The organism is Lysobacter capsici, assembly GCF_018732085.1.
Taxonomy (GTDB): domain Bacteria; phylum Pseudomonadota; class Gammaproteobacteria; order Xanthomonadales; family Xanthomonadaceae; genus Lysobacter; species Lysobacter capsici_A.
On sequence record NZ_CP076103.1, the window covers coordinates 3,182,898 to 3,202,975 of the forward strand.

General features: G+C 66.5%; 18 protein-coding genes. 2 read left to right on the forward strand and 16 right to left on the reverse strand.

The window, feature by feature from the left end; all coding sequences use genetic code 11:
* Positions 1–157 precede the first annotated feature (157 nt).
* The 4 genes from KME82_RS13200 to KME82_RS13215 all read right to left on the reverse strand — a co-directional run bounded on the left by KME82_RS13200 (position 158) and on the right by KME82_RS13215 (position 5,278).
* A complete protein-coding gene (locus KME82_RS13200; RefSeq protein WP_215494457.1) occupies positions 158–1,588 on the reverse strand; it encodes a cryptochrome/photolyase family protein in 1,431 nt (476 codons plus the stop codon).
* A 183-nt stretch (positions 1,589–1,771) separates the two neighbouring features.
* Positions 1,772–3,415, reverse strand: coding sequence for a S8 family serine peptidase (locus KME82_RS13205; protein WP_215494458.1), 1,644 nt, complete (start codon positions 3,413–3,415; stop codon positions 1,772–1,774).
* A gap of 249 nt (positions 3,416–3,664) precedes the next feature.
* The gene (gene alr / locus KME82_RS13210) at positions 3,665–4,756 is read right to left on the reverse strand and encodes an alanine racemase (protein WP_215494459.1); all 1,092 of its coding nucleotides are present in this window, start codon (positions 4,754–4,756) and stop codon (positions 3,665–3,667) included.
* A gap of 183 nt (positions 4,757–4,939) precedes the next feature.
* Entirely contained in the window at positions 4,940–5,278 is a 339-nt protein-coding gene (locus KME82_RS13215) for a glycine zipper 2TM domain-containing protein (protein ID WP_215494460.1), read from the reverse strand.
* An 868-nt stretch (positions 5,279–6,146) separates the two neighbouring features.
* On the opposite strand from KME82_RS13215, the gene KME82_RS13220 reads away from it, so the two are divergent.
* Positions 6,147–7,601, forward strand: coding sequence for an NAD(P)/FAD-dependent oxidoreductase (locus KME82_RS13220; protein WP_215494461.1), 1,455 nt, complete (start codon positions 6,147–6,149; stop codon positions 7,599–7,601).
* Positions 7,602–7,611: 10 nt separating this feature from the next.
* Here KME82_RS13220 and KME82_RS13225 read toward each other — a convergent pair whose 3' ends face one another.
* The 6 genes from KME82_RS13225 to KME82_RS13250 all read right to left on the reverse strand — a co-directional run bounded on the left by KME82_RS13225 (position 7,612) and on the right by KME82_RS13250 (position 12,890).
* Positions 7,612–8,448 (reverse strand): class I SAM-dependent methyltransferase, encoded by an 837-nt coding sequence (locus KME82_RS13225; protein WP_215494462.1) that lies wholly within the window; start codon positions 8,446–8,448, stop codon positions 7,612–7,614.
* 67 nt (positions 8,449–8,515) lie between these two features.
* Positions 8,516–8,668, reverse strand: a complete 153-nt coding sequence (locus KME82_RS13230) for a hypothetical protein (protein WP_215494463.1) — start codon at positions 8,666–8,668, stop codon at positions 8,516–8,518.
* 93 nt (positions 8,669–8,761) lie between these two features.
* The gene (locus tag KME82_RS13235) at positions 8,762–9,049 is read right to left on the reverse strand and encodes a hypothetical protein (protein ID WP_215494464.1); all 288 of its coding nucleotides are present in this window, start codon (positions 9,047–9,049) and stop codon (positions 8,762–8,764) included.
* Positions 9,034–10,197, reverse strand: coding sequence for an aKG-HExxH-type peptide beta-hydroxylase (locus tag KME82_RS13240; protein ID WP_215494465.1), 1,164 nt, complete (start codon positions 10,195–10,197; stop codon positions 9,034–9,036). Before KME82_RS13240 ends, KME82_RS13235 begins: the two co-directional genes overlap by 16 nt.
* Positions 10,194–11,714: a PqqD family protein gene (locus KME82_RS13245; RefSeq protein ID WP_215494466.1), complete on the reverse strand. Its 1,521-nt coding sequence runs from the start codon at positions 11,712–11,714 to the stop codon at positions 10,194–10,196. Before KME82_RS13245 ends, KME82_RS13240 begins: the two co-directional genes overlap by 4 nt.
* A 417-nt stretch (positions 11,715–12,131) precedes the next feature.
* Positions 12,132–12,890: a hypothetical protein gene (locus KME82_RS13250; protein ID WP_215494467.1), complete on the reverse strand. Its 759-nt coding sequence runs from the start codon at positions 12,888–12,890 to the stop codon at positions 12,132–12,134.
* A 150-nt stretch (positions 12,891–13,040) separates the two neighbouring features.
* Between KME82_RS13250 and KME82_RS13255 the strand changes: the two genes are divergently transcribed.
* The gene (locus KME82_RS13255) at positions 13,041–13,904 is read left to right on the forward strand and encodes a rhodanese-like domain-containing protein (protein WP_215494468.1); all 864 of its coding nucleotides are present in this window, start codon (positions 13,041–13,043) and stop codon (positions 13,902–13,904) included.
* Between the two features lie 66 nt (positions 13,905–13,970).
* Here KME82_RS13255 and KME82_RS13260 read toward each other — a convergent pair whose 3' ends face one another.
* The 6 genes from KME82_RS13260 to KME82_RS13285 all read right to left on the reverse strand — a co-directional run bounded on the left by KME82_RS13260 (position 13,971) and on the right by KME82_RS13285 (position 20,052).
* Positions 13,971–15,386: a replicative DNA helicase gene (locus tag KME82_RS13260; RefSeq protein WP_036104007.1), complete on the reverse strand. Its 1,416-nt coding sequence runs from the start codon at positions 15,384–15,386 to the stop codon at positions 13,971–13,973.
* 392 nt (positions 15,387–15,778) lie between these two features.
* On the reverse strand, positions 15,779–16,231 hold the full coding sequence (rplI, locus tag KME82_RS13265) for a 50S ribosomal protein L9 (RefSeq protein WP_215494469.1): 453 nt from the start codon (positions 16,229–16,231) through the stop codon (positions 15,779–15,781).
* 202 nt (positions 16,232–16,433) lie between these two features.
* Positions 16,434–16,664, reverse strand: a complete 231-nt coding sequence (rpsR, locus tag KME82_RS13270; RefSeq protein ID WP_031372470.1) for a 30S ribosomal protein S18 — start codon at positions 16,662–16,664, stop codon at positions 16,434–16,436.
* A gap of 11 nt (positions 16,665–16,675) precedes the next feature.
* Positions 16,676–17,104 carry a 30S ribosomal protein S6 gene (rpsF, locus tag KME82_RS13275; protein ID WP_215494470.1) on the reverse strand — a complete coding sequence of 143 codons (429 nt, stop codon included), beginning with the start codon at positions 17,102–17,104 and terminating at the stop codon, positions 16,676–16,678.
* Between the two features lie 380 nt (positions 17,105–17,484).
* Positions 17,485–19,290 carry a DUF885 domain-containing protein gene (locus tag KME82_RS13280; RefSeq protein ID WP_215494471.1) on the reverse strand — a complete coding sequence of 602 codons (1,806 nt, stop codon included), beginning with the start codon at positions 19,288–19,290 and terminating at the stop codon, positions 17,485–17,487.
* Between the two features lie 423 nt (positions 19,291–19,713).
* Positions 19,714–20,052 (reverse strand): HesB/IscA family protein, encoded by a 339-nt coding sequence (locus KME82_RS13285; RefSeq protein WP_215494472.1) that lies wholly within the window; start codon positions 20,050–20,052, stop codon positions 19,714–19,716.
* Positions 20,053–20,078: the final 26 nt, after the last annotated feature.

The following is a 20,078-nucleotide window of genomic DNA, read 5'->3' on the forward strand; positions in this document are numbered from 1 at the left end:
GCCCTCCCAAGCGAGTCCAGCGAGTGAATCACGCGCTTGTGAGCGACGTCAACGCGGGGAGCCGGGAATCGGGAATGGAGAATCGGGAATCGGTCAAAGCGCGACGTTGGCTCTTGTTGTTCCGATTCCCGATTCCCCATTCCCGATTCCCGCTCCCTCACTCGCGCATCTTGCGATACGCCGCCAACGCCCCATCGCGCCCCGCCGCCAGATCGACCAGCGGTTGCGGCGGGTAGTCGGGGGCCACGCGTTGCAAGGTGCGCGGTTCGCGCCACGGCGCGTGTCGCAGCGGCGCGGGCAACGGCGCCAGTTCCGGCACCCAGCGGGCGATGTACTCGCCGTCGGGATCGAACTTTTCGGCCTGGGTCACCGGGTTGAACACGCGGAAGTACGGCGCGGCGTCCGCGCCGGTGCCGGCCACCCACTGCCAGCCCAGGGTGTTGCTGGCGAGGTCGGCGTCGACCAGGGTGTCCCAGAACCAGCGCGCGCCATGGCGCCAGTGATAGCGCAGGTGCTTGGTCAGGTAGCTGGCGACGATCATGCGCACGCGGTTGTGCATCCAGCCGGTGGCCCACAGCTCGCGCAGGCCGGCGTCGACGATCGGCACGCCGGTGCGGCCCTGCTGCCAGGCCTCGAGCTTCGGCTCGGACACCTTCGCCCAATCGAAATCGATGAAGCGCGGGTTGAAGTTCTGTTCCGGCGTGTCCGGAAAATGGTGCAGCAGGTGGTGGGCGAATTCGCGCCAGCCCAGTTCGCGCACCGCCGAGTCGACGTCGCCGGCATTGGCCGCGGTGCGGTGCTGGCGCAGCACCGCGGCCGCGCGCCACGGCGCGATCTCGCCGAAGTGCAGGTGCGGCGACAAGCGCGAGGTGCCGACCCGGTCGGGCCGGTCGCGTTGTTCGCCGTAGCCGCGCAATGCGCCATCGACGAAGACCTCGAGCGCGGCGTGCGCGCCGTCTTCGCCGGGCGTCCAGTGGTCCCAGAAGCCGTCGGCCCAATCGCGCCGCGGCGACAAGCGCAGCGCCGTCAGCGGCACGCCCTCGGGCCCTTCGCGGGTGTTCGGCAGCGAGGCCGGTGGCTCCCACAGCGGTTCGTCCTTCCAGTTCGCCAGTGCGCTGCGCCAGAACGGGGTGAACACCTTGAACGGTCCGCCCTGCTTGGTGCGCAGGGTCCACGGTTCGAACATCAACGCGCTGTTGAAGCTTTCGACCTCCAGGTCCATGCGTCGCAGCGCCTGCTTGATCCTGGTGTCGCGTTTTTCGATGTAGGGCTCGTAGCGCCGATTCCAGAACACCGCCTTGGCATCGGTCGCCAGCACCAGCGATTGCAGCGTGGCCAGGCTCGGGCCGAAGAAACGGCGCAGGTGCGAGCCGCGTTTGCGCAGGTCGCGATCGAGCGCGTCGAGCGAGCGATGCCGCCAGGCGTCGGACGCCGCGCCGGGGCGCCAGCTGCCGTGTTCGTCGGGCGCATGGATGTAGATCGGGACCGGGATGTAGCCCGCGTCGAGCGCGGCGCGCAGGGCCGGGTTGTCGGCCAGGCGCAGGTCGTTGCGGAACCAGACCAAGGCGATGGCGTTGGTATCGGGCATCGCGACGACCGTGACGGAAGAGACCGGCAGTATGCCGTGTCGTCGGCGGGCATGGTCGGATCGCGCTGCCGCGACCTGCGGCGCCGTCCGGGCCGTCCACGAATGCCGTCGCCCTCCTCCACCCCGCTCCGCCGACCCCTCTCCCCGCGAAAGGGAGAGGGGCCTGAAGCTTCGACCCTGGGTTTACTGCGACTGCAGCTCGGCGATCGCGGCCGGGATCCGCACCAGCCCCCAGCCGGTGTTGTTGTCGCGGCCGGCCGCGTCGATGTCGAGCGCGGTGGTTTCCAGCGCCTCGAGCACCTGCTGCGCGGTCGCGGTCGGCTTGCTGCTCCATACCACCGCGGCCGCGCCGGCCACGTGCGGGGTCGCCATCGAGGTGCCGCTCTTGTTCTCGTAGGCGACGTTGCTGACCGACGGGGTGGCGTCGACGGTGGCGGTCTGTCCGGCCAGGCTGGCGATGATGGTCTCGCCGTCGGCCTTGCTGATGCCGACCGCCGGCAAGGTGCTGGTCACCGGCTGCGGCGGCGTGGCGGTGTTGAAGAACGCGGCCAGCAAGGGGCCGTCGACGTTGTTGTAGACGACCATGGCCAGGCCGCCGCCGCTTTTGACCCGGGTGACCTTGTCGTTGAAGGTGTTGGTGCCGCGCTGGCACAGCACGACCTTGTTGCGCCAGCTCGTCGAGGAAGCCGTGCACAGACCGCCGTTGACCCAGCCGGCGCTGGCGGTGGTCTGCTTGGAACCGGCGATCGGATTGGCGGCGAACTGGCTGTTGCCGATGAGCAGCGGATCGTTGGCCAGCGGCGTGGTGCTGAAGGTGTCCACGCCCGGGCCGGACAGTTCGACCTCGGCATTGAACTGCGAGAAGCTGGCCTTGACGTTGTTCTGGTCGACCGCGGCCACCGACACCACGCTCGGGTAGGACGCCGGATAGCTCAAGCTCGCGTTGCCGTCGTTGCCGGCCGCGGCGATGCTCAGCACGCCGTTGTTGGCCAGGGTCTGGAACGCGTTGCGTTCGGTGGTGGAGCTGTTCGCGCCGCCCAGGCTCATGTTGATGACCTTGGCGCCGGCGCTGGCGCAGCGCTGCGCCGCGTCGACCAGGGTCGAGCTGTAGGTCCACGAGCACTGGCCGTGGCCGCTGCCGTTGAAGCCGTTGCTGCCGAAGATCTTGATGATGTGCAGCGACACCTTGCCCGGGCTGACGCCGACCACGCCGGTGGTGTTGTTGGCCGCGGCGATGGTGCCGGCGACATGGGTGCCGTGGCCGCAGGTGTCGGTGTTCCAGCCGGTCGGGTAACCGGTCAGCGCGACGCCGGCGAAATCCTCGTGGGTGGAGTTGATGCCCGAGTCGATCACGCAGACCTTGATGCCGGCGCCGGTCGCCGCGCCGGCGTCGATCGTGCCGTCGCGATTGGCGTCCCACGCATCGCGCGCCTGGACCTGGTCGATGCCGTAGGGAACGCTCTGCGCCATCGGGTAGCGCGGGTAGTCGATCTCGACCGACTCGACCTCGGGATTGGCGCGCAAGGCCTTGATCGCATCGGCCGACGGCAGGGTCAGCACCGCGGCGTTGAGCTTGTCGAACTGGAAGTTCACCGTCGCATCGCCGGCCTTCAACGCGGCCAGCTTGCCGCGCAATGCGCTGACCCGCTGCTGCAGGCTCAGCGGCACCGCGCCCGCGCTCTTGCCCGGCGTGCCGGCGGCGGCGGTGGGCTTGAACTTGACCCACACGCGGTTCGGATTGGGCTGTTCCTGCGCCATCGAGGCCGCCGACGACACCATCGCGGCCAGACCCAGGCCCAGTGCGCATACCAACTTGCTCTGCTTCATCGATCCCCCTGCTTGCAACCATGGGCCGGACTCCGGGCGGAGCGGCCGCCGGCGCGCAATGCGCGCCCGACATGGGTGCAAACGGGTCGACGACTGAGCATCCCTACCCGGAAACCGGCTTTTCGGACGAGTCCGAGCAAGCCGAGACACAAAAAATGGACGTGATCCACAGAAAACGCAGCCGATGTACTGGCGCAGACCGGGACTGGTTCGATGCGGGCCGCACGGCGACGGCGCGCCGTTCCAGGCTCAGCTTTCGACGAAGCGCACCCGCCGTGTGATCGAGCAGGTCAGCTCGTAACCGATCGTGCCGCTGACCTGGGCGATGCGTTCGACCGGCAGCTCCGGCCCCCACAGCACCACCGGATCGCCGACCTTGGCGTGCGGGATGCCGCGCAGGTCGACGGTCATCAGGTCCATCGAGACCCGGCCGATGACCTGGGTGTCGTGCCCGGCCACGCGCACCGGCGTGCCCGAGGGCGCGGCGCGCGGGTAGCCGTCGCCGTAGCCGATCGCGGCCACGCCGATCAGCATGTCTTCCGGGCATTGCCAAGTCGCCGCGTAACCGATGCGTTCGCCCTTGCGCACCGCGTTGACCGCGATCAAGCGGGTCGACAGGGTCATCGCCGGACGCAGGCCGAAGTCCTCGCCGTTGCGGCCTTCGACCGCGCTGATGCCGTACAGCAGGCCGCCCGGGCGAATCCAGTCGGCATGCGCGTCCGGCCAGCCGAGCACCGCGGCCGAATTGGCCAGCGAACGCGCGCCGGCCAGGCCCTCGATCGCGGCGGCGAATTCGCGCTGTTGTTCGCGGGTCTGGCGGCTGCCGGGCGAGTCGCCGTCGAATTCGTCGGAGCTGGCGAAGTGATTCATCAGCACGATGCCGTCGGCGACGCTGGCCGCCGCGCTCAGGCGCGCATGCGCCTCGTGCACCCGCTCGGGCGCGAAGCCGAGCCGGTGCATGCCGGTGTCGACCTTGAGCCAGCAGCGGATCGGATCGCCGTCGCCGGTCTGTTCCAGCATCTCGACCTGGCTGATGTGGTGGACCACGGTTTCGACCCCGAGCCGGCGCAGTTGCGGCAGGTCGTCGGCTTCGTCGAAGCCCGACAGCAGCACGATCGGCTGCGACAGCCCGGCCGCGCGCAGGCGGTCGGCATCGGACAGCGCGGCCACGCCGAAGGCGTCGGCGCCTTCGAGCGCGCGCGCGACGCGTTCGAGCCCGTGGCCGTAGCCGTCGGCCTTGACCACCGCCATCACCCGGCTGTGGGGTGCGAGTGCGCGGGCCTGGGCGAGGTTGTGACGCAGGGCGTCGGTGTGAATGAGTGCGGAAGTCGGTCGTGCCATGGCGCACATTCTAGCGAGACGGCTGCGCGCGCCGATGAGGCGAATGTGAAGTGTGGGGATTGGGGATTCGAGATTTGGGATTCGGCAAAGCGGCGGTCCATGGCCGATGCGAAATCACGGCCCCAAAAAGAAATCGGGACTGGCTTTCGCCAATCCCGACTCTCGAATCCCGAATCCCGGCTTTTAATCGCAACGGCGCTCGATCACGGTCTCGGTCTTGTTCTGCTGGTTTTCCTGGATCTTGCGCCCGGCGAACGCACCGCCGACCGCGCCGGCCGCGGTGGCCAGCTTCTTGCCCTTGCCGCCACCGACCTGGTTACCGAGCAAACCACCCGCGACCGCGCCGATCGCGGTGCCGGCGATCTTGTGCTGGTCCTTGATCTGCTTGGGACGCTGCACTTCGACGTTGTAGCAATGCGGCGTCTTCGACTTGGACGACTTGCTCTGCGCGGACGCGGCGCCGGTCACCATGACGCAGGACATCAGCGCGGCGGCGATCATGGATTTGAAATGGGTGTTCATGGGGCTCACCGATTGGGTTATGGGCAACGGCCACCATGCGCCGCGGCTCGTCACGGAAACGTCAAACCCGTGTCGGGCGCCGCGGGCACTGCCGAGCGATCAGGCTAGTCCGCGCCAGCTGAACGGGCGCATGTCTGCGCGTGCGGTCGCGAAACCGGTGATGCAGAGCGTGCGCGGCGTCAAGGATCGCGGGGTTGTTGTCGGTGGATTGGTCATAGCGTCGCGATGGTTCGCAGGGCGGCAGGCGGGCTGTGCGAGGTGTCTGCACGAAGCAACCGCACTCGTGGTTGAAGGCGCGAGATCGGCGCCGGTGATGCCGCTGCCGCGCCGATCATCGATATCGCCTTGAAGTCTCTTGCTGGAAGCCTGTTGTGGGAGGGGCTTGAGCCCCGACGCTTTTCGTTCCGACATCGTGGATCTGCATCGGCTGACAGAAAAGCGTCGGGGCTCAATCCCCTCCCACAAAGGACCTCGCGGCGGTTTCCACTCGCGCAGCGGCGGCACGGCTGCGCTTCACCCGTGCCGCTCTCCCCCGTCTATGCGGCGCTCCAGATTCATGCGGCTGCGCTTCTTGCAGGCAGACAATCTTTGAAGATATCGCTGCAACCATCATCAATGCACGGCCGCAGCGCCCTGCTTCGATACTCGATCCTCCATCCGCACCCTGTCTTCTATCGGCGCCAAGTATCGGCGCCAAGCGCGTAGCGATCACATCGCGCCCTCGGCATCGCCTCGCGCGTTCGCCTTGCGGGCGCAGTCCGCATTCTGCGCAATCGGTCGCTCACATCCGCGCGCGCGCCGCCGCATTATGGACGCACCGATAACAGTCAACTCACGGCCGGCTCGCGGCCAGTCCGATGGAGAGTTCATGTCGACTTATGACGTCGTAGTGGTAGGCAACGCCGTGCTGGGCCTGGCGACCGCACGCGCCTTGCAATTGCGCGACCCGCGCTTGCGCGTGGCTGTCGTCGGCCCGGCCGCGCGACGCGGCGCGGCCTCGGCGGCCGCGGGCGCGATGATGGGCTGCTACGGCGAAGTCACCGCGCAACTGCTGCGCACCGATGCCGGCCGCGCCAAGCTGGCGAAAGGCAAGCTCGCGGCGCGACACTGGCCGGCCTGGCTCGAAGGCATCAACGCCGAACTGGACGCGGCTGATCGAGTGTCGATGACGCCCGGCACGGTGGTCTTCAGCAACGCCAAGTCCGGCACGATCGAAGACGAAAACTATGCCGCCATCCAGCAGGCCCTGCGCGAAAGCGGCGAGGCATTCGAAGAACTCGATCCCAACCGCATCGCGGGCTTGAACCCGGCGGAAGATTGCCGTCCCTCACGCGCCTTGTTCCTGCCCGGCGAGGGTTCGATCGACGCCGCCCGGCTGTTGCAGGCGATGACCACGCTGATCGAGCGATCGGCGACCTTGAGTGTCGTCGACGCCACGGTCAAGGCGCTCGACATCCAGGGCGGACAGATCAAGGGCGTTCGGCTTCACGACGACCGGATGATCGCGGCCCCGCAGGTGGTGCTGGCGGCCGGCGTGTGGACCCAGTCGATTCTCGATGCGCACCCCGAGCTGGCGCGGCGCATCCCGCGCCTGTTCTCCGGCGGCGGCACCTCGCTGGTGCTGGAAACCGCGACGGAGTCCGCGCAGCAGCATGTGCTGCGCACGCCCAATCGCGCCTTCGCCTGCGGCCTGCACGCGGTGCCGCGCGGCGGCCGCCAGCTCTACATCGGCGCGACCAATACCTTGTTCGCGCAGCCGATGCTGAGCACCTCGCCCGCCGATATGTTCTTCCTGCTCGAATGCGCGCTGGACCAGCTCGATCAGGATCTGTGCGCGGCGCAGCTGGTGACCTGGCAGGCGGGCAATCGGCCAGTCGCGGTCGACACCTGCCCGCTGATCGGCCCGACCTCGGTCGACGGCCTGTGGCTGCTGACCGGCACCTACCGCGATGGATTGTTCCTCTCGCCGCTGCTCGCCCAGCACATGGCCGATCGCATCTGCGGCGGGCCGGGATTGTTCGAGGAAACCTTCCGGCCCGAGCGCAAGCCGATCCGCCTCTACACCCAGGAACAGGCCCGCGCCGAGGCGCTCAAACACTACCTGGCGATGGGCTCGGAACACGGCATTCGCTTGCCCAGGGTCGGCTGGCACCAGGCCTTTCCGCGTTTCTACGAGCAGATGCTCAATGGCCTGTACGACGAACTGGGCGAGGACGAATACGTGCTGCCGCCGGAGTTGCTGGCCATCGTCGCCAGCGATCGCGCGAGGATGGTTCCGTTCTTTCGCGACTACTACGCGCAGGTTCGCCAGGCCTGGGCCTGACGGCGCGTCGTCATCCTGCCTCGGACGCTGCGGGCGCGAAGCCCGGCCGATGGAACCAGGCGGCGAAGCTGTTTTTCCATTCGCGGAAATAGGCGCTGTCGAGTTCGGGCGCGATCGTGGCTGATCGCTTGCGCACCGGCACCCTGTGCGAATAGCCCAGCGTTGCCATCGCCTGTTCGATCAGCCGATCGCCGAGCACCAGCGAGAAGCCGCAGTCGGGACGTTGGTTGTAGCGGTAATTGCAGCTGTTGATCATGTGCGGCACCACCACCCGCAGCTCGTCGACCCCATGGTTCAAGGTGTCGATCAGGATCCGTTGCGGCGCGAGATACGCCATCGCTTCCAGCAACACGAACGGATGTGCGGAGTGATACAGCACGCCCGCGCAGACCACGACATCGAAGCTGTGCGGTTCGATCCGCCACAGCTCGTGATGCATATCGCCTTCGATGATCGCCAGGCGATCGCCGAACCGTTCGCGCAGGTGGGCGACGCAGCGCGGATTGTTTTCGATGGCCGTGACCGAGGCGGCGTGGTCGAGGATCGATTCGGTCAGGCCGCCGGTATGCGCGCCGAGTTCCAGCACCGACTTGCCGCGAAACCACGCCGCGCAATCGTCGATCAGATGCCGGCGTCGCACCGGCGTGGCATGGGCATGATCCGACTGCTCCAGCACGATCGCGAACTGCGAATGCCAATGCGCGGCCAGCGCGGTGCCGTCGGTGTCGGACTCGCCATCGAGCCAGGCGTAGTCGATCGTATCGTCCGAGCATCGCAATACGACGACCGCCTTGTCGCCGTCGTGCAAGGAGCGCCATATCTCGCCCGCTATCGGCAGATCGCTCAAATTGCGAATCCTTTCAAATCCAGGAAACCTGCCGCACCCGCTTGCGAGCGCGGCAGATCCCCATTGCCTAGGAACTCGCCGCCTGGGTCGGCGCGACGCTGTACGGAGGCCACCAGCGACGTTCATCGGCCGAGCCGGTGGTCACTTCCGATTCTTCCAGAGTCTGCTTGTTGCTCAGGAGGCTCTTGAGCGTCTCCAGGCAAGTTGATTCATTGTTCATGAACTATCTCCTCTGTGGTGGAAGTACTGCTTGCTTGACTACGGTCGCGACATCCGTGTCGGCTCACTGCCCTGCTCCATTCCAACCTCTCCGTCAGGCAGGCGCGGCTTCGATCAGCCGGCTGCTCAACAGCGATTCGAGTCCGCGCTGCACCTGGCGATGCGCGCCGTCGTCGTTCAACTTGTCGCCGGCGAGTTCGGCGTAACCGCGTTCCACCTGCTCGACCGTGCGGCCGTCGCACAGCTCGAGCACCAGCCAGGTGTTCAGGCCGAGCCAGTGGATCTTTCCCGACTGCGGCGAGAACACCATCAGGCAATCGGCCTGCGGCACCGGCCGCGACCGCAGGCCGCTCGCCTTGCGTACCGTCAATTCGTCGCGCATAAGGCCTCCGGCGCTTCGCTGAACACCGCCTCGTCGACCGGATCGAGCGAGCGCTTGAGCCAACCCACGAAATCCACGCCGCCCGCCGACAGCAGCGGCGACCATTGGGTCTGCAGCATGTGGCCCAGGTACCGCGCGCGATCGATGGAACGGCCGTACTGCGCGGCGGTGTCGTTGTTGACCACCGACATCGCATGCGGCCGGATCACGTACGCCGACGGGTCGCCGAACAGTTCGAAACTGCGCTGGTCCGCGCACAACGCCGCGGCCTTGAACAGGGAAAGATGCACGTACACGTGATAGGCGAAGATCGCCCGCACGATCGACCAGCGCACGTTGCGCCACGGCACCTGGATGGTTTCGTCCGGCGCTTTCGCCAGCGAGACCGAACGCGCCGCGTCGAACAGCTTCATGTGCAGCCCTTCGTGCAGCAGGCATCCGGCGATGTCCCACGGGTTGCCGAGTTGTTCGAGCGAAATGAACACGGTCGACGGAGTCAGGTCGCCGCCCGCCGCCGACAGCACGATGCCGCCCTCAAGCTGCGCATCCAGCAGCGCGATCGCGCCCACGTGGCGCAGCGCCGCGGTGCCGGAGTTCGGCAACAGCATCGACAACAGCGCGATCGCGTCCTGCACCTTGGTCTGCGCGGCCGCGTCCGGATTCAGCAAGGTGCCGCGGTTGGCCGGGCTGGCGGAGAAAATGCCGTCGAACGCGGTCTGCAACTGCGCCGCATACGGATCGGAACTGCCGGCGATCGCCCACATCCAGTGGCGCTCGTCCGAGTCCAGGTCCCAACGCGCCAGCATATGCGACTGGCACAGGCCCGACGGCAGCGCGGCGATCGCCTTGGGCAGCAACTCTTCGAGCCGGTGCGGCGATCTGAGCTGTCCGGTTTCCAGTTCGGTGAACGCGTCTTCGGTGGCCAGGCGAACCAGCGGATCGAAGAAGATGCGCCGCACGTCGGCGTCCGGCATCGTGTCCAGGCGCTCGAGCGCCGCGGCGACGCCGGGCAGGCGTTCGGCGAACAACTCCGCGCCGAACCGGTAACGCGCATACACCTTGGCCAGGATGCGATTGGAATCGCCGAAGTTCGGATGCTGCGACAGGATGCGGTCGGCGGCGGCGACGACCTTGGCGGTCGTGTTCATGCCGCCCTGCCTTCGCGGGCGACCGCCGCGCCGTCGATGGCGGCCTCGTCGATCGGCACGATCATGCCGCTGGCGAGCAGATGCCCGAGCATCGGCTCGACCTTCTGCCACGCGCGGTCCTCGGCGACGCCGGTGATCTGCGCATAGGCCTGGGCGAGATCGCGCTCGTTGCGGCCATCGCACAACTCGAACATCAGCCACGCGGCGGTGTTGAGCTTGCGGATCTGCGGCTGCTCGATCGCGGACGCGAACAGGATGCCGTGCTCTTTGAGCGGGCGCAGGTGCAGCTTCGGATTCTTGGCGTAGCGCGTCGTCGGTGCCGGCGCGGTCGCGGTCTGCGCCTCGACTGGCGTCGCCCGCGCGTCGTCGGCTCGTTCGATCCGCATGTCGACCATCGGGCCGATCGCTTCGCACAGCCAATCGACCATCCGGCGCGCGGCCGGGGTCAGGTACGAGGCCCAGGTCGTCCGGAACTGCTCGCCCAGGTAGATCATGCGTTGATGGCCGCGCGAGAACGGCGTGGTCGCGGCGGTATTGACCACCGACATCGCATGCGGCCGGGTGTTGGCCAGATACGATTCCGGCGCGCCGTAGGCCGCATGGTACTGCGGCCCCAGTTGTTCGACCGCGGTGCGGAACAGCTGCAGATGCACGTAGGCATGAAACGCGAACAGGCAATTGGAGACCGAGATTTCCCGGCCCCACGGCAAGGTCACCATCGCTTCCTCGACGACCGCCGCGCTGGTGCGCACCATGTCCGACAATTTCAGATGCACGGCTTCGTGCATGATGTGAACGGCCGTGTCCCAGGGATTGGCCAGTTCCTCCGGCGCGATGAAGATCATGCACGGCGTGGAATCGCCGCCGGACGCGGTGAGCATCGGCCCGCGTTCGTTGCGCATGTGCGCGATCGCGACCGAGTGCAGATGCGAGAACACGCTGTGCGCGACCTGCGGCGCCAGTGCCTGCAACAACGCGCAGGCGCGATCGAGTTGCTGCACCATCTGCGGGGTCGGCCGGATGATCTGCGCTTCGCAATGCCCGCCGGGCATGAAGCCCAGGCGCAGCGCCTCGCGCAGCGCATCGGCTACCGGTTCGGATCCATCGGGAAGATCCCAGACCCAAATGCGCCGGCCTTCGATGTCAGGTCCTACCTGAAAATCGCGCTCCATCGCAGCGGCGGACAGGCTTTTGGTTTCGCCGGCGATGGCCAGGCTGCGTTGCAGGCACCAGGTCAGTCGCCGCGTGTCTTGGATCGGCGAAGCGGGCGTTTCCAGGCGTTCGATGGCCGCTTCGAGTTCGGCTCGGACCAGCAGATCGCCGAGGATCTTGTTGGCGAGCGGTTCGTCCAGGCGCTCCACCGCCGGCAACAAGGCTTGCAGTTCCGCGTCGTTCTGCGCGAGCACGGCCAGGGCGAATTTGTAGCGTTCGATGTTGAGCGCGATGATCCGCCCTGAATTGCCGAATTCTTCGTGAGCTTGCAGATTGGCGTCGACTTGCTCGATCAGATCTTTCATCACAAGACCCCGTCCTTGCGCATCCAGCGTTCGAGTCGGAATGGCCCGTGCGGCGATGGATGCCGATGGATCGCCGCGCGGCCTTGATCTACTTGCATCGCTTATAACAAGAACGCGTCACGCGCATAGGCGACGCCGATCGCAAAGCAACAAGGTCGTGCGTCGCATCGCCGATGTGCGACGCATGCCCGCGAGCGACGCGCGCGATCGGGCGAGAAAAACGCGATGCAACGCGCACAATCACACAATGACGCATGCGCTCGTCGCGTGTTCGGCCGAGTTGAATTCGAGTTCGTCGTCGTGATTTCGCGCTCGTGACGAATGCAATCGCCGACGAGCGACGACGAGACCTGAGTGAATGCGCGCCGGCGCCGGCGCCGCGTCATCGCCGCGTGCATCGGCATTACCCGGCGAAAGTCACGCCTCGAAGCAATACTCGAAGTTCTGCTGTTCCATCGCCAGCGCGTTGAATTTCTTCACGAATGATTCGGGCTTGCGCACGAAGGCTTCGAAGCGCGTTTGCCCGCTGGACACCGCATACGCCAAGGCATCGTAGAAACTGTCGTCGCCGCCGAGGAACAACTGGCGCCGCGCGGCTTTTTCCGCTTTCTCCACGGCGCGTTGCAGCTCGCGCCGCTTGCGAACGGCGGTGCGCAGCAGTCGGCTCAGGTCTTGCGATCGATAGCATTCGCGCAGCACCGATCTGGCCGTATCGGCGTAGCCGTCGTCGTACGCGAATTTCGGCCAGTTCAGTGCCGCGACCACCGCCCAGAAATCCTTGGGATCGGTCTTTTGCAGACGCGACAGCAGGGTTTTCGCCCTCGGATGCGAGTGCGCCGAAACATCCGTCAGCGGACTGCTTTTCTTGAGCAAACCGAGCACGTCGTGCTCGGACAGCGAAAACACCATGCGCGGGCCCAACTCGCGCACGATCAGGCGATAAACGCCCTTCTTCGATCCGGCCCGGCGCAGGCCGAAGATGCGGCCCTTGATCAGAGATTCGGTCCGGCCACGCGCGTTCTCAAGACGGTAAACCGCCTTGGCGTTGTACACGTGCCATTCGTAAGCGGCGTTCTCGACGATCGTCATGCGGTCAGCACCCGCGGCGGCCCGGCCCTGGGCTCGCGCCGAATGATCCATGTTTCGGCGCTCAGCGCCAACCCCGGCCACGGCCACGGCGAGGCCGGGGACTCAGCCGCGACCGCGCTTTGCGATAAAGTCGGCGCGAGCCGAACGAAGGACGCGCCCGTGCCTCATCCAAAGCTGTCTTCCTCATCGCGCCAGCGCATCGATGCACTGCGGCCCACTCATCGCCTGGCGCTGCTCATGAACGGGACGCCCGCGACGCTGCGTTGCGGTTTATCGAGAGGGCTGCTCGATCTGCTCGACGACATGGGCCTGGCCTATGCGCATATCGATGCGACCGGTGAACTGCAGCGTGGTCGGGGCAGCGAACGCCGACGCGAATGGCTGGCGATCCCGCAGTTGTATCTCGACGGCGAATACCTCGCCAGCGGCGACCTGATCGAACAGATGGCCAACGCCGGCAAACTTCACATCGCCCTGGGCCTGCCCGCGCCCGACCGTCGACCGCCCGAGGTGACGCTGAGCGCGGCGGCCGCGGATTTCCTGCGCGCGGCCATCGGCAACAGCGCGCCCGGCACCGTGGCCGAGATCGAGGTCGATGCGAAGTGGGCCAGTTGCGTGCGCCTTGTTCCGCGCAGGAAGGGCATGATCCAGACCCAGGTGGACGGCGTGCCGCTGCAATTCGGTCTGAGCAGTGCGCGCCGCAGCGACGGCCTGTCGATCGACTGGGAGGATGTCGATCGCGGCCCCAGTTGGACGATGCGCTTTCCCGGGGCGCCGGTCATCGAACCGGTACGGCCGATAGCTCCGGCCGATGCCGACGCCGCTGCGCGCGAGGGCCGCTTGCTCATCGTCGACATTCGCCATCCGCAAGAACGCGCCCTGGCCCAACTCAGCCTGCCCTTCCTGTCGCTGGACGAAAGCAGGCACGAGATCCGCAATCTGGCGCCAGCCGTGCCCCTGGCGGTGTTGTGCCACCGCGGCGATCGCAGCGTCCATGCCGCCGAACACCTGCACCGATTGGGCCATCGGGATGTGTACTACATCGAAGGCGGCATCCAGGCCTGGGCCGATCTCGTCGACACGACGATTGCGCGCTATTGAAGCCAGGCCCTGCCCGGCCGCAAACCGCGGCGCGAGATTGTGCGCGCGGTTCGGGCCAGCCCGGCGCTATTCGAAACTGCCGATCGAATCGTGGGCCAGATTGTCGAAGCGGGTGTATTCGCCGAAGAACTTGAGCTTGAGCGAACCGGTCGGGCCGGAACGCTGCTTGCCGATGATGACCTCGGCCAGACCTTTGTCGGGCGAGGTTTCCTTGTTGTAGTAATCGTCGCGGTAAATGAACACGATCACGTCCGCGTCCTGCTCGATAGCGCCCGATTCGCGCAGGTCGGCCATCACCGGGCGCTTGTCGGCGCGCTGTTCCAGCGAGCGGTTGAGCTGCGACAGCGCGATCACCGGCAGGTTGAGTTCCTTGGCCAGATGCTTGAGCGAGCGCGAGATCTCAGAGATTTCGGTCGCGCGGTTTTCGTTGTTGCCCGGCACCGACATCAGCTGCAGGTAGTCGATCACGATCAGGCCCAGGTCGTGCTCGCGCTTGAGCCGGCGCGACTTGGCGCGCAGCACTTCCGGCGACAGGCCCGGGGTGTCGTCGATGAAGATCTTGGCCTCGCGCAATTGCCGGATCGCGCCGGTGACGCGGCTCCAGTCCTCGTCCTCGAGCTGGCCCGAGCGCAAGCGCTGCGCGTTGACCCGGCCGACCGAGGAAATCAGGCGCAGCGCGAGCTGGCTGGCCGACATTTCCATCGAGAACACCGCGACCGCTTTCTTGGTCCGGAACGCGGCGTGCTCGGCGATGTTCAGCGCGAACGCGGTCTTGCCCATCGCCGGACGCGCGGCCAGGATCAGCAGGTCGGTGTTCTGCAGGCCGGCGGTCATCTCGTCGAATTCGGTGTAGCCGGTCGGAATGCCGGTGACCGAGCCGCCGTTGGCGTAGCGCGTCTGCAGCACGTCGAAGGCTTCCGACAGCGCCTTGGTGACCGGGGTGAAGTCGGTGCGCCCGCGCGAGCCGGCTTCGGCGATCGCGAACACCTGCTGCTCGGCCTTGGCCAGGATCTCGCCGCTGTCGCGGCCATCGGGTTGAAAACCGTCGTTGACGATCTCGGTGCCGACTTCGATCAGCTTGCGCATCACCGCCTTGTCGCGAACGATCTCGGCGTAGGCGGTGATGTTGGCGGCCGACGGCGTGGTGCTGGCCAGTTCGATCAGGTAAGCGCCGCCGGCGACTTCTTCGACCAGGCCCTGCGATTCGAACCATTCGCCCAGGGTCACCGCATCGAACGGCCGGCTCTTCTCGGCCAGTTCGCGGATCGCGCGGTAGATCAGCTGGTGATCGCGGCGATAGAAATCTTCCTCGACGATCTGGTCGGCGACCCGGTCGTAGGCATCGGGCGCGAGCATGAGCCCGCCGAGCACGGCCTGCTCGGCCTCGATCGACTGCGGCGGCACGCGCAACTGGTCGATGCGCTGCTCGGCGCGGGTCTCGAAACGTTTTTCGCCACGGAATCCGCCGGCACGTGCGCTCATCGGGGAGACGATCCTCGTCGTTTCGGCCGCAACGCGGCCGATCGAGCCCGCGAGGGCCCGGAACTGGTCATTGGCGTGCCGGCCGCTCCGCCGGGCGGGCTCAGGGCGAGCGCCGCGCGATGGCGAATCGGAACCGGATTTCGATAGTAGATGGGAAAGCGCCGTTCTGGTTGCAGATAAGCTTGTGGATAAGGGCGGGATAAGCTGTGCTTCTATCGCACATCGCCGTCGCAGGCGCTGAGATCGGGCGATCTGCGCTCACTCTCGGCGAACAGCGGCGAAAGCACGCCTTGCTTGCGCTCCACCCGGCGGCCACTGCGCCGTTACTGCGCGTCCACAAAAACGAAAGGCGCCTTGCGGCGCCTCTCGTCATTACCGCCGTCAGGCTGCGATCAGGCGGCTTCGCCGGCGACCGTGACCTTGACGGTGACTTCGACGTCGGCGTGCAGGTGGATCAGCACGTCGTATTCGCCGGTGCGGCGGATCGGGCCTTCGCCCATGATCACTTCCGACTTGTTGACCGGGAAACCGGCCTTGCTCAGCGCCTCGGCGATGTCGCGCGGGGTCACCGAACCGTACAGCTTGCCTTCGGTCGCGGCGTTGGCGTGGACCGTGACGGCCGCGCCTTCCAGCTGCGCCTTGCGGCCTTCGGCACCATCGAGCTGCGACTTGGCCTTGGCTTCGTACTCGGCGCGACGGGTTTCGAAATCGGCCAGGTTCGAGGCGGTGGCCGGCACGGCCTTGCCCTGCGGCACGAGGAAGTTACGGCCGTAACCCGGCTTGACGTTGACCTTGTCGCCGAGCTTGCCGAGGTTGGTGACGTTCTGCAGGAGGATCAGTTGCATGGTCTTGCTCCGTATTCGTTAGCGGGCCTGTAGGTCCGCAGCGGGATTCGCTGTCCGAAGAGCTGGAATCGATGGGTTGCACTGGGGATGTTCGGCGGATTGCGGCGCAGAGCACCGCGATCTTGGCCCTCACCCCTGCCCTCTCCCGCGGGCGGGAGAGGGGGACAAGGAGTCAGTCCGCTGAACGGACCGACTGCTTTTTTCAGGCGTTGTGGTTGTCGGTGTACGGGATCAGCGCGAGGAAACGCGCGCGCTTGACCGCCGTGGCCAGCTGGCGCTGGTACTTCGACTTGGTGCCGGTGACGCGGCTCGGCACGATCTTGCCGGTCTCGGTCAGGTACTGGCGCAGGGTGTTGAGATCCTTGTAGTCGATCTCTTTGACGCCTTCGGCGGTGAACTTGCAGAACTTGCGGCGACGGAAAAATTTGGACATGGGGGCAATCCTCAGGCGGCTTCGGCGTTGTCTTCGGCGCTGTCGGCGGTGCCGACTGCGTTGTCGCTGTCGTCGTCACGACGACGGCGCTCACCGCGCTCGGGCTTGTCGCCCTTCTCGTCCTTGAACTTCATGATCAGCGACTGCTCGGTGTCGGCGTCATCGCGCTTCATGACCAGGTGACGCAGGATCGCATCGTTGAAACGGAAACCGTCGACCAGCTCGTTGAGCACGGTCTGGGTGACTTCGATGTTCAGCAGGACGTAGTGAGCCTTGACCAGGTTCTCGATCGGGTACGCCAGCTGACGGCGGCCCCAGTCTTCGAGACGGTGGATCTTGCCTTCACCGGTTTCGATCAGCGACTTGTAGCGCTCGATCATGGCCGGCACCTGCTCGCTCTGGTCCGGATGGACCAGGAACACGACTTCGTAATGACGCATGGTGTGATTCCTTGTGGATGATGGATCGCCAACGGCGAACCCGTCGGCAACCCGGTTCAGCCCCCCGACGTCCGTAGCGGATGCGGTGGAGCAAGGTCCCTGAAGGCCAGTCGCCTCTTGGGAGCCGCGTATTATGGCGGTGTTTGGCGGCCGGGAGCAAATCGCGGCGCCATTCGGGCGCGGACCAGCCCTGCAGGTGGCTGCTCAGCGGGCCGGGGATGCCGGCTTGGGCGAGGCATCCGGCCAGTCGCGCAATTCTATGCGACTGACGGCCGCGCCGCGATCGAACCGGACGGGCAGCCCGAAACCAATGCCTCAAGACCGGTTGCGACATCGCACGAACGGCGGAGGCGATCCGCCGTTCGTGTGATGCGGTTCGATCAGCGGGCGGTCTTCTTGCTCGCGATCCATTCGTCGATGTGCTTTTCCAGCACGCTCAACGGCACCGAGCCGGTCGAGAGCACTTCGTCGTTGAAGTCGCGCACGTCGAAGCCCTCGCCCAGTGCCTGCTTCGAACGCTCGCGCAGTTCGGAGATCTTGAGCTGGCCGATCTTGTAGGCCAGCGCCTGGCCCGGGGTGCCGATGTAGCGGTCGATCTCGTTGACGATGTCCTGCTCGGTCTTGGGCGCGTTGTCGGTGAAATACGCGATGGCTTTATCGCGGCTCCAGCCCTTGGCGTGCATGCCGGTGTCGACCACCAGCCGCACCGCGCGCCACATGTCGTAGGCCAGCTGGCCCATGCGGTCGTAAGGATCGTCGTACAGGCCCATGTCGTAGCCCAGGCGCTCGGCGTACAGGCCCCAGCCCTCGCCGTAGGCGACGAAATAACCGGTGCGGCGGAACATCGGCGCGTCCGGCAGTTCCAGGCCGCGGGCGAACTGGAAGTGATGGCCGGGCACCGCTTCGTGCAGCGACAGCGGGATCATTTCCCAGGTCGGCCGCACTTCGGGCTTGTACAGATTGACGTAGTAGAAACCCGCGCGGCTGCCGTCTACCGCGCCGGGCTGGTAGTACGCGGTGGTGGTGTCGGGCGCGACGTTGTCGGGGATCGCGCGCACGCCGTAGGGCTGGCGCGGGATGATCTTGGACACTTTCACCAGTTCCGGGTCGATGCGCTTGGCGGTGGCCTGGTAGGCCTCCAGCAGTTCGGCCGGGGTCTTGTGGAAGAACTTGGGATCGGTGCGCAGGTAGGTGAAGAACTCGCCCAGGCTGCCCTTGAACCCGACTTCGGTCTTGATCTTTTCCATCTCGGCGCGGATGCGCGCGACTTCCTTCAGGCCGATCTGGTGGATCGCATCGGCGCTCAGGTCGGTGGTGGTGTAGTACGCGGCGAGGAAGTCGTAATAGGCCTTGCCGTCGGGCAGATCGCTGACCGCGATGCTGGTGACGGTGTGCGGCAGGTAGTCCTTGTCGAAGAACTCGCCGAAGCGGCGGTAGGCGGGCACCAGGGTGTCGGCGATGACTTTTTTCGCCTCGGCCTGCAAGGCGGCGCGGTCGGCCGCGTTGATGCTGTCGGGGAAGCGGTTGAACGGTTTGTAGAACGGGCTGCGGGTCGGATCGGCGACGACCTGCTTGGCGATCTGTGCCGGCACGCGCTGCATCAACACCCGCGGCGGGGTGATGCCGGCCTTGACGCCTTCGCGCATCAGCGCCTGGTTCTGCTCGATCACCGCGGGCAAGGCGCGCATGCGCGCGAGCCAGTCGCGGTAATCCTTGACCTGGTCGAACTGCAGCACCTCGACCATGCCGTCGGCGCTCTGCACGCCGCCGGCCTGCCCTACCGGCGACAGGTACTCGCGGAATTTCTGTCGCTCGATGCCTTTTTCCAGGTCCCAGGCGAACACGTCGTAGTTGAGCTGGTCGGCGACCGACAGGTCGCTGCGGTCGATGGCCTTGAGCTTGGCCAGCGCGTCGCGATCGGCCTGATTTCTTGCTTCGATCGCGGCCAGGCTGTAATCGGACCAACGGTCGTTGAAGCGTTTGTCGCCGTTGTAGCTGGCATTTTCCGGGCTTTCGCGCAGGCCGCGTTCCCACTGCGCATCGAACAAGGCATGCAGCGCCAGCGCGCTGGGTTTGCGTGCGACCGGGCCGGCGATGGTGGTCGATGCGGGCGCGGCGAAGGCGGCGGGCGATGCGGCCAGCACCACGGCGCAGATCGCCATGGCGAGCAGGACGGGACGGAGCATGATCGAATTCCCCTCGGAGTCAGCGTTCGAGTCTAGCCCGGCGCCGTGGGGGTGCCGCATGGCGAAAGTTGGGCTGGGTGCGCGTCACGCCGGTCGTGTCCGCCCCGTATGCGACGGTAGGAGCTGCGTAAGCTGCGACCGCGAATTTACGCAGGCCGGCGTGGGTTTCGATCAGGCGTGTCGGATGGCGGTCGCGACTTGCGTCGCTCCTACAGGGGGCTGGCGGAGCTGCGCGGCGATTGGATCAGCTCGCGAGGTGCTACGGATGCCGACTGTAGGAGCTGCGCAAGCTGCGACCGCGAATTTACGCAGGCCGGCGTGGGTTTCGATCAGGCGTGTCGGATGGCGGTCGCGACTTGCGTCGCTCCTACAGGGAGCCGACGAGGCCGCGCAGCGGCTCGATTACGCGACGCAGCGGCTCGATCAGGCCGCGTCGGCCTGGGTCGTGAAGCTCTCGCCGCAGCCGCATTCGGCGGTGGCGTTGGGGTTGTGGAACACGAACATCTCGCCCAGGCCCTGCTTGAGAAAATCGATGCGGGTGCCTTCGACCAGCGGCAGGCTGATCGGATCGACGTAGATGCGCACACCCTCCTGTTCGAACACGGTGTCGCCCTCGCGCTGTTCGCGGGCGAGGTCGGCGGTGTGCTGCCAGCCCGAGCAGCCGGTGCGGGTCACGCCGAAACGCAGGCCCAGGGCGGTCGGCGTTTCCGTCAGGAAGTGCTGGACGCGGGCAAGTGCGGCGGGGGCGAGGGTCACGGACATGGCGGTACTCGTAGAGGGGTTGGCGC

Bases quoted from the DNA above. Each gene is read 5' to 3' on its own strand.
- KME82_RS13230 (WP_215494463.1), bottom strand. From the start codon at position 8,668: ATGAACAATGAATCAACTTGCCTGGAGACGCTCAAGAGCCTCCTGAGC.
- KME82_RS13245 (WP_215494466.1), bottom strand. From the start codon at position 11,714: ATGAAAGATCTGATCGAGCAAGTCGACGCCAATCTGCAAGCTCACGAA.
- KME82_RS13280 (WP_215494471.1), bottom strand. From the start codon at position 19,290: ATGCTCCGTCCCGTCCTGCTCGCCATGGCGATCTGCGCCGTGGTGCTG.
- alr (WP_215494459.1), bottom strand. From the start codon at position 4,756: ATGGCACGACCGACTTCCGCACTCATTCACACCGACGCCCTGCGTCAC.
- rplI (WP_215494469.1), bottom strand. From the start codon at position 16,231: ATGCAACTGATCCTCCTGCAGAACGTCACCAACCTCGGCAAGCTCGGC.
- rpsF (WP_215494470.1), bottom strand. From the start codon at position 17,104: ATGCGTCATTACGAAGTCGTGTTCCTGGTCCATCCGGACCAGAGCGAG.
- KME82_RS13220 (WP_215494461.1), top strand. From the start codon at position 6,147: ATGTCGACTTATGACGTCGTAGTGGTAGGCAACGCCGTGCTGGGCCTG.
- KME82_RS13200 (WP_215494457.1), bottom strand. From the start codon at position 1,588: ATGCCCGATACCAACGCCATCGCCTTGGTCTGGTTCCGCAACGACCTG.
- KME82_RS13215 (WP_215494460.1), bottom strand. From the start codon at position 5,278: ATGAACACCCATTTCAAATCCATGATCGCCGCCGCGCTGATGTCCTGC.
- KME82_RS13240 (WP_215494465.1), bottom strand. From the start codon at position 10,197: ATGAACACGACCGCCAAGGTCGTCGCCGCCGCCGACCGCATCCTGTCG.
- KME82_RS13205 (WP_215494458.1), bottom strand. From the start codon at position 3,415: ATGAAGCAGAGCAAGTTGGTATGCGCACTGGGCCTGGGTCTGGCCGCG.
- KME82_RS13260 (WP_036104007.1), bottom strand. From the start codon at position 15,386: ATGAGCGCACGTGCCGGCGGATTCCGTGGCGAAAAACGTTTCGAGACC.
- KME82_RS13285 (WP_215494472.1), bottom strand. From the start codon at position 20,052: ATGTCCGTGACCCTCGCCCCCGCCGCACTTGCCCGCGTCCAGCACTTC.
- KME82_RS13255 (WP_215494468.1), top strand. From the start codon at position 13,041: ATGAACGGGACGCCCGCGACGCTGCGTTGCGGTTTATCGAGAGGGCTG.
- KME82_RS13235 (WP_215494464.1), bottom strand. From the start codon at position 9,049: ATGCGCGACGAATTGACGGTACGCAAGGCGAGCGGCCTGCGGTCGCGG.
- rpsR (WP_031372470.1), bottom strand. From the start codon at position 16,664: ATGTCCAAATTTTTCCGTCGCCGCAAGTTCTGCAAGTTCACCGCCGAA.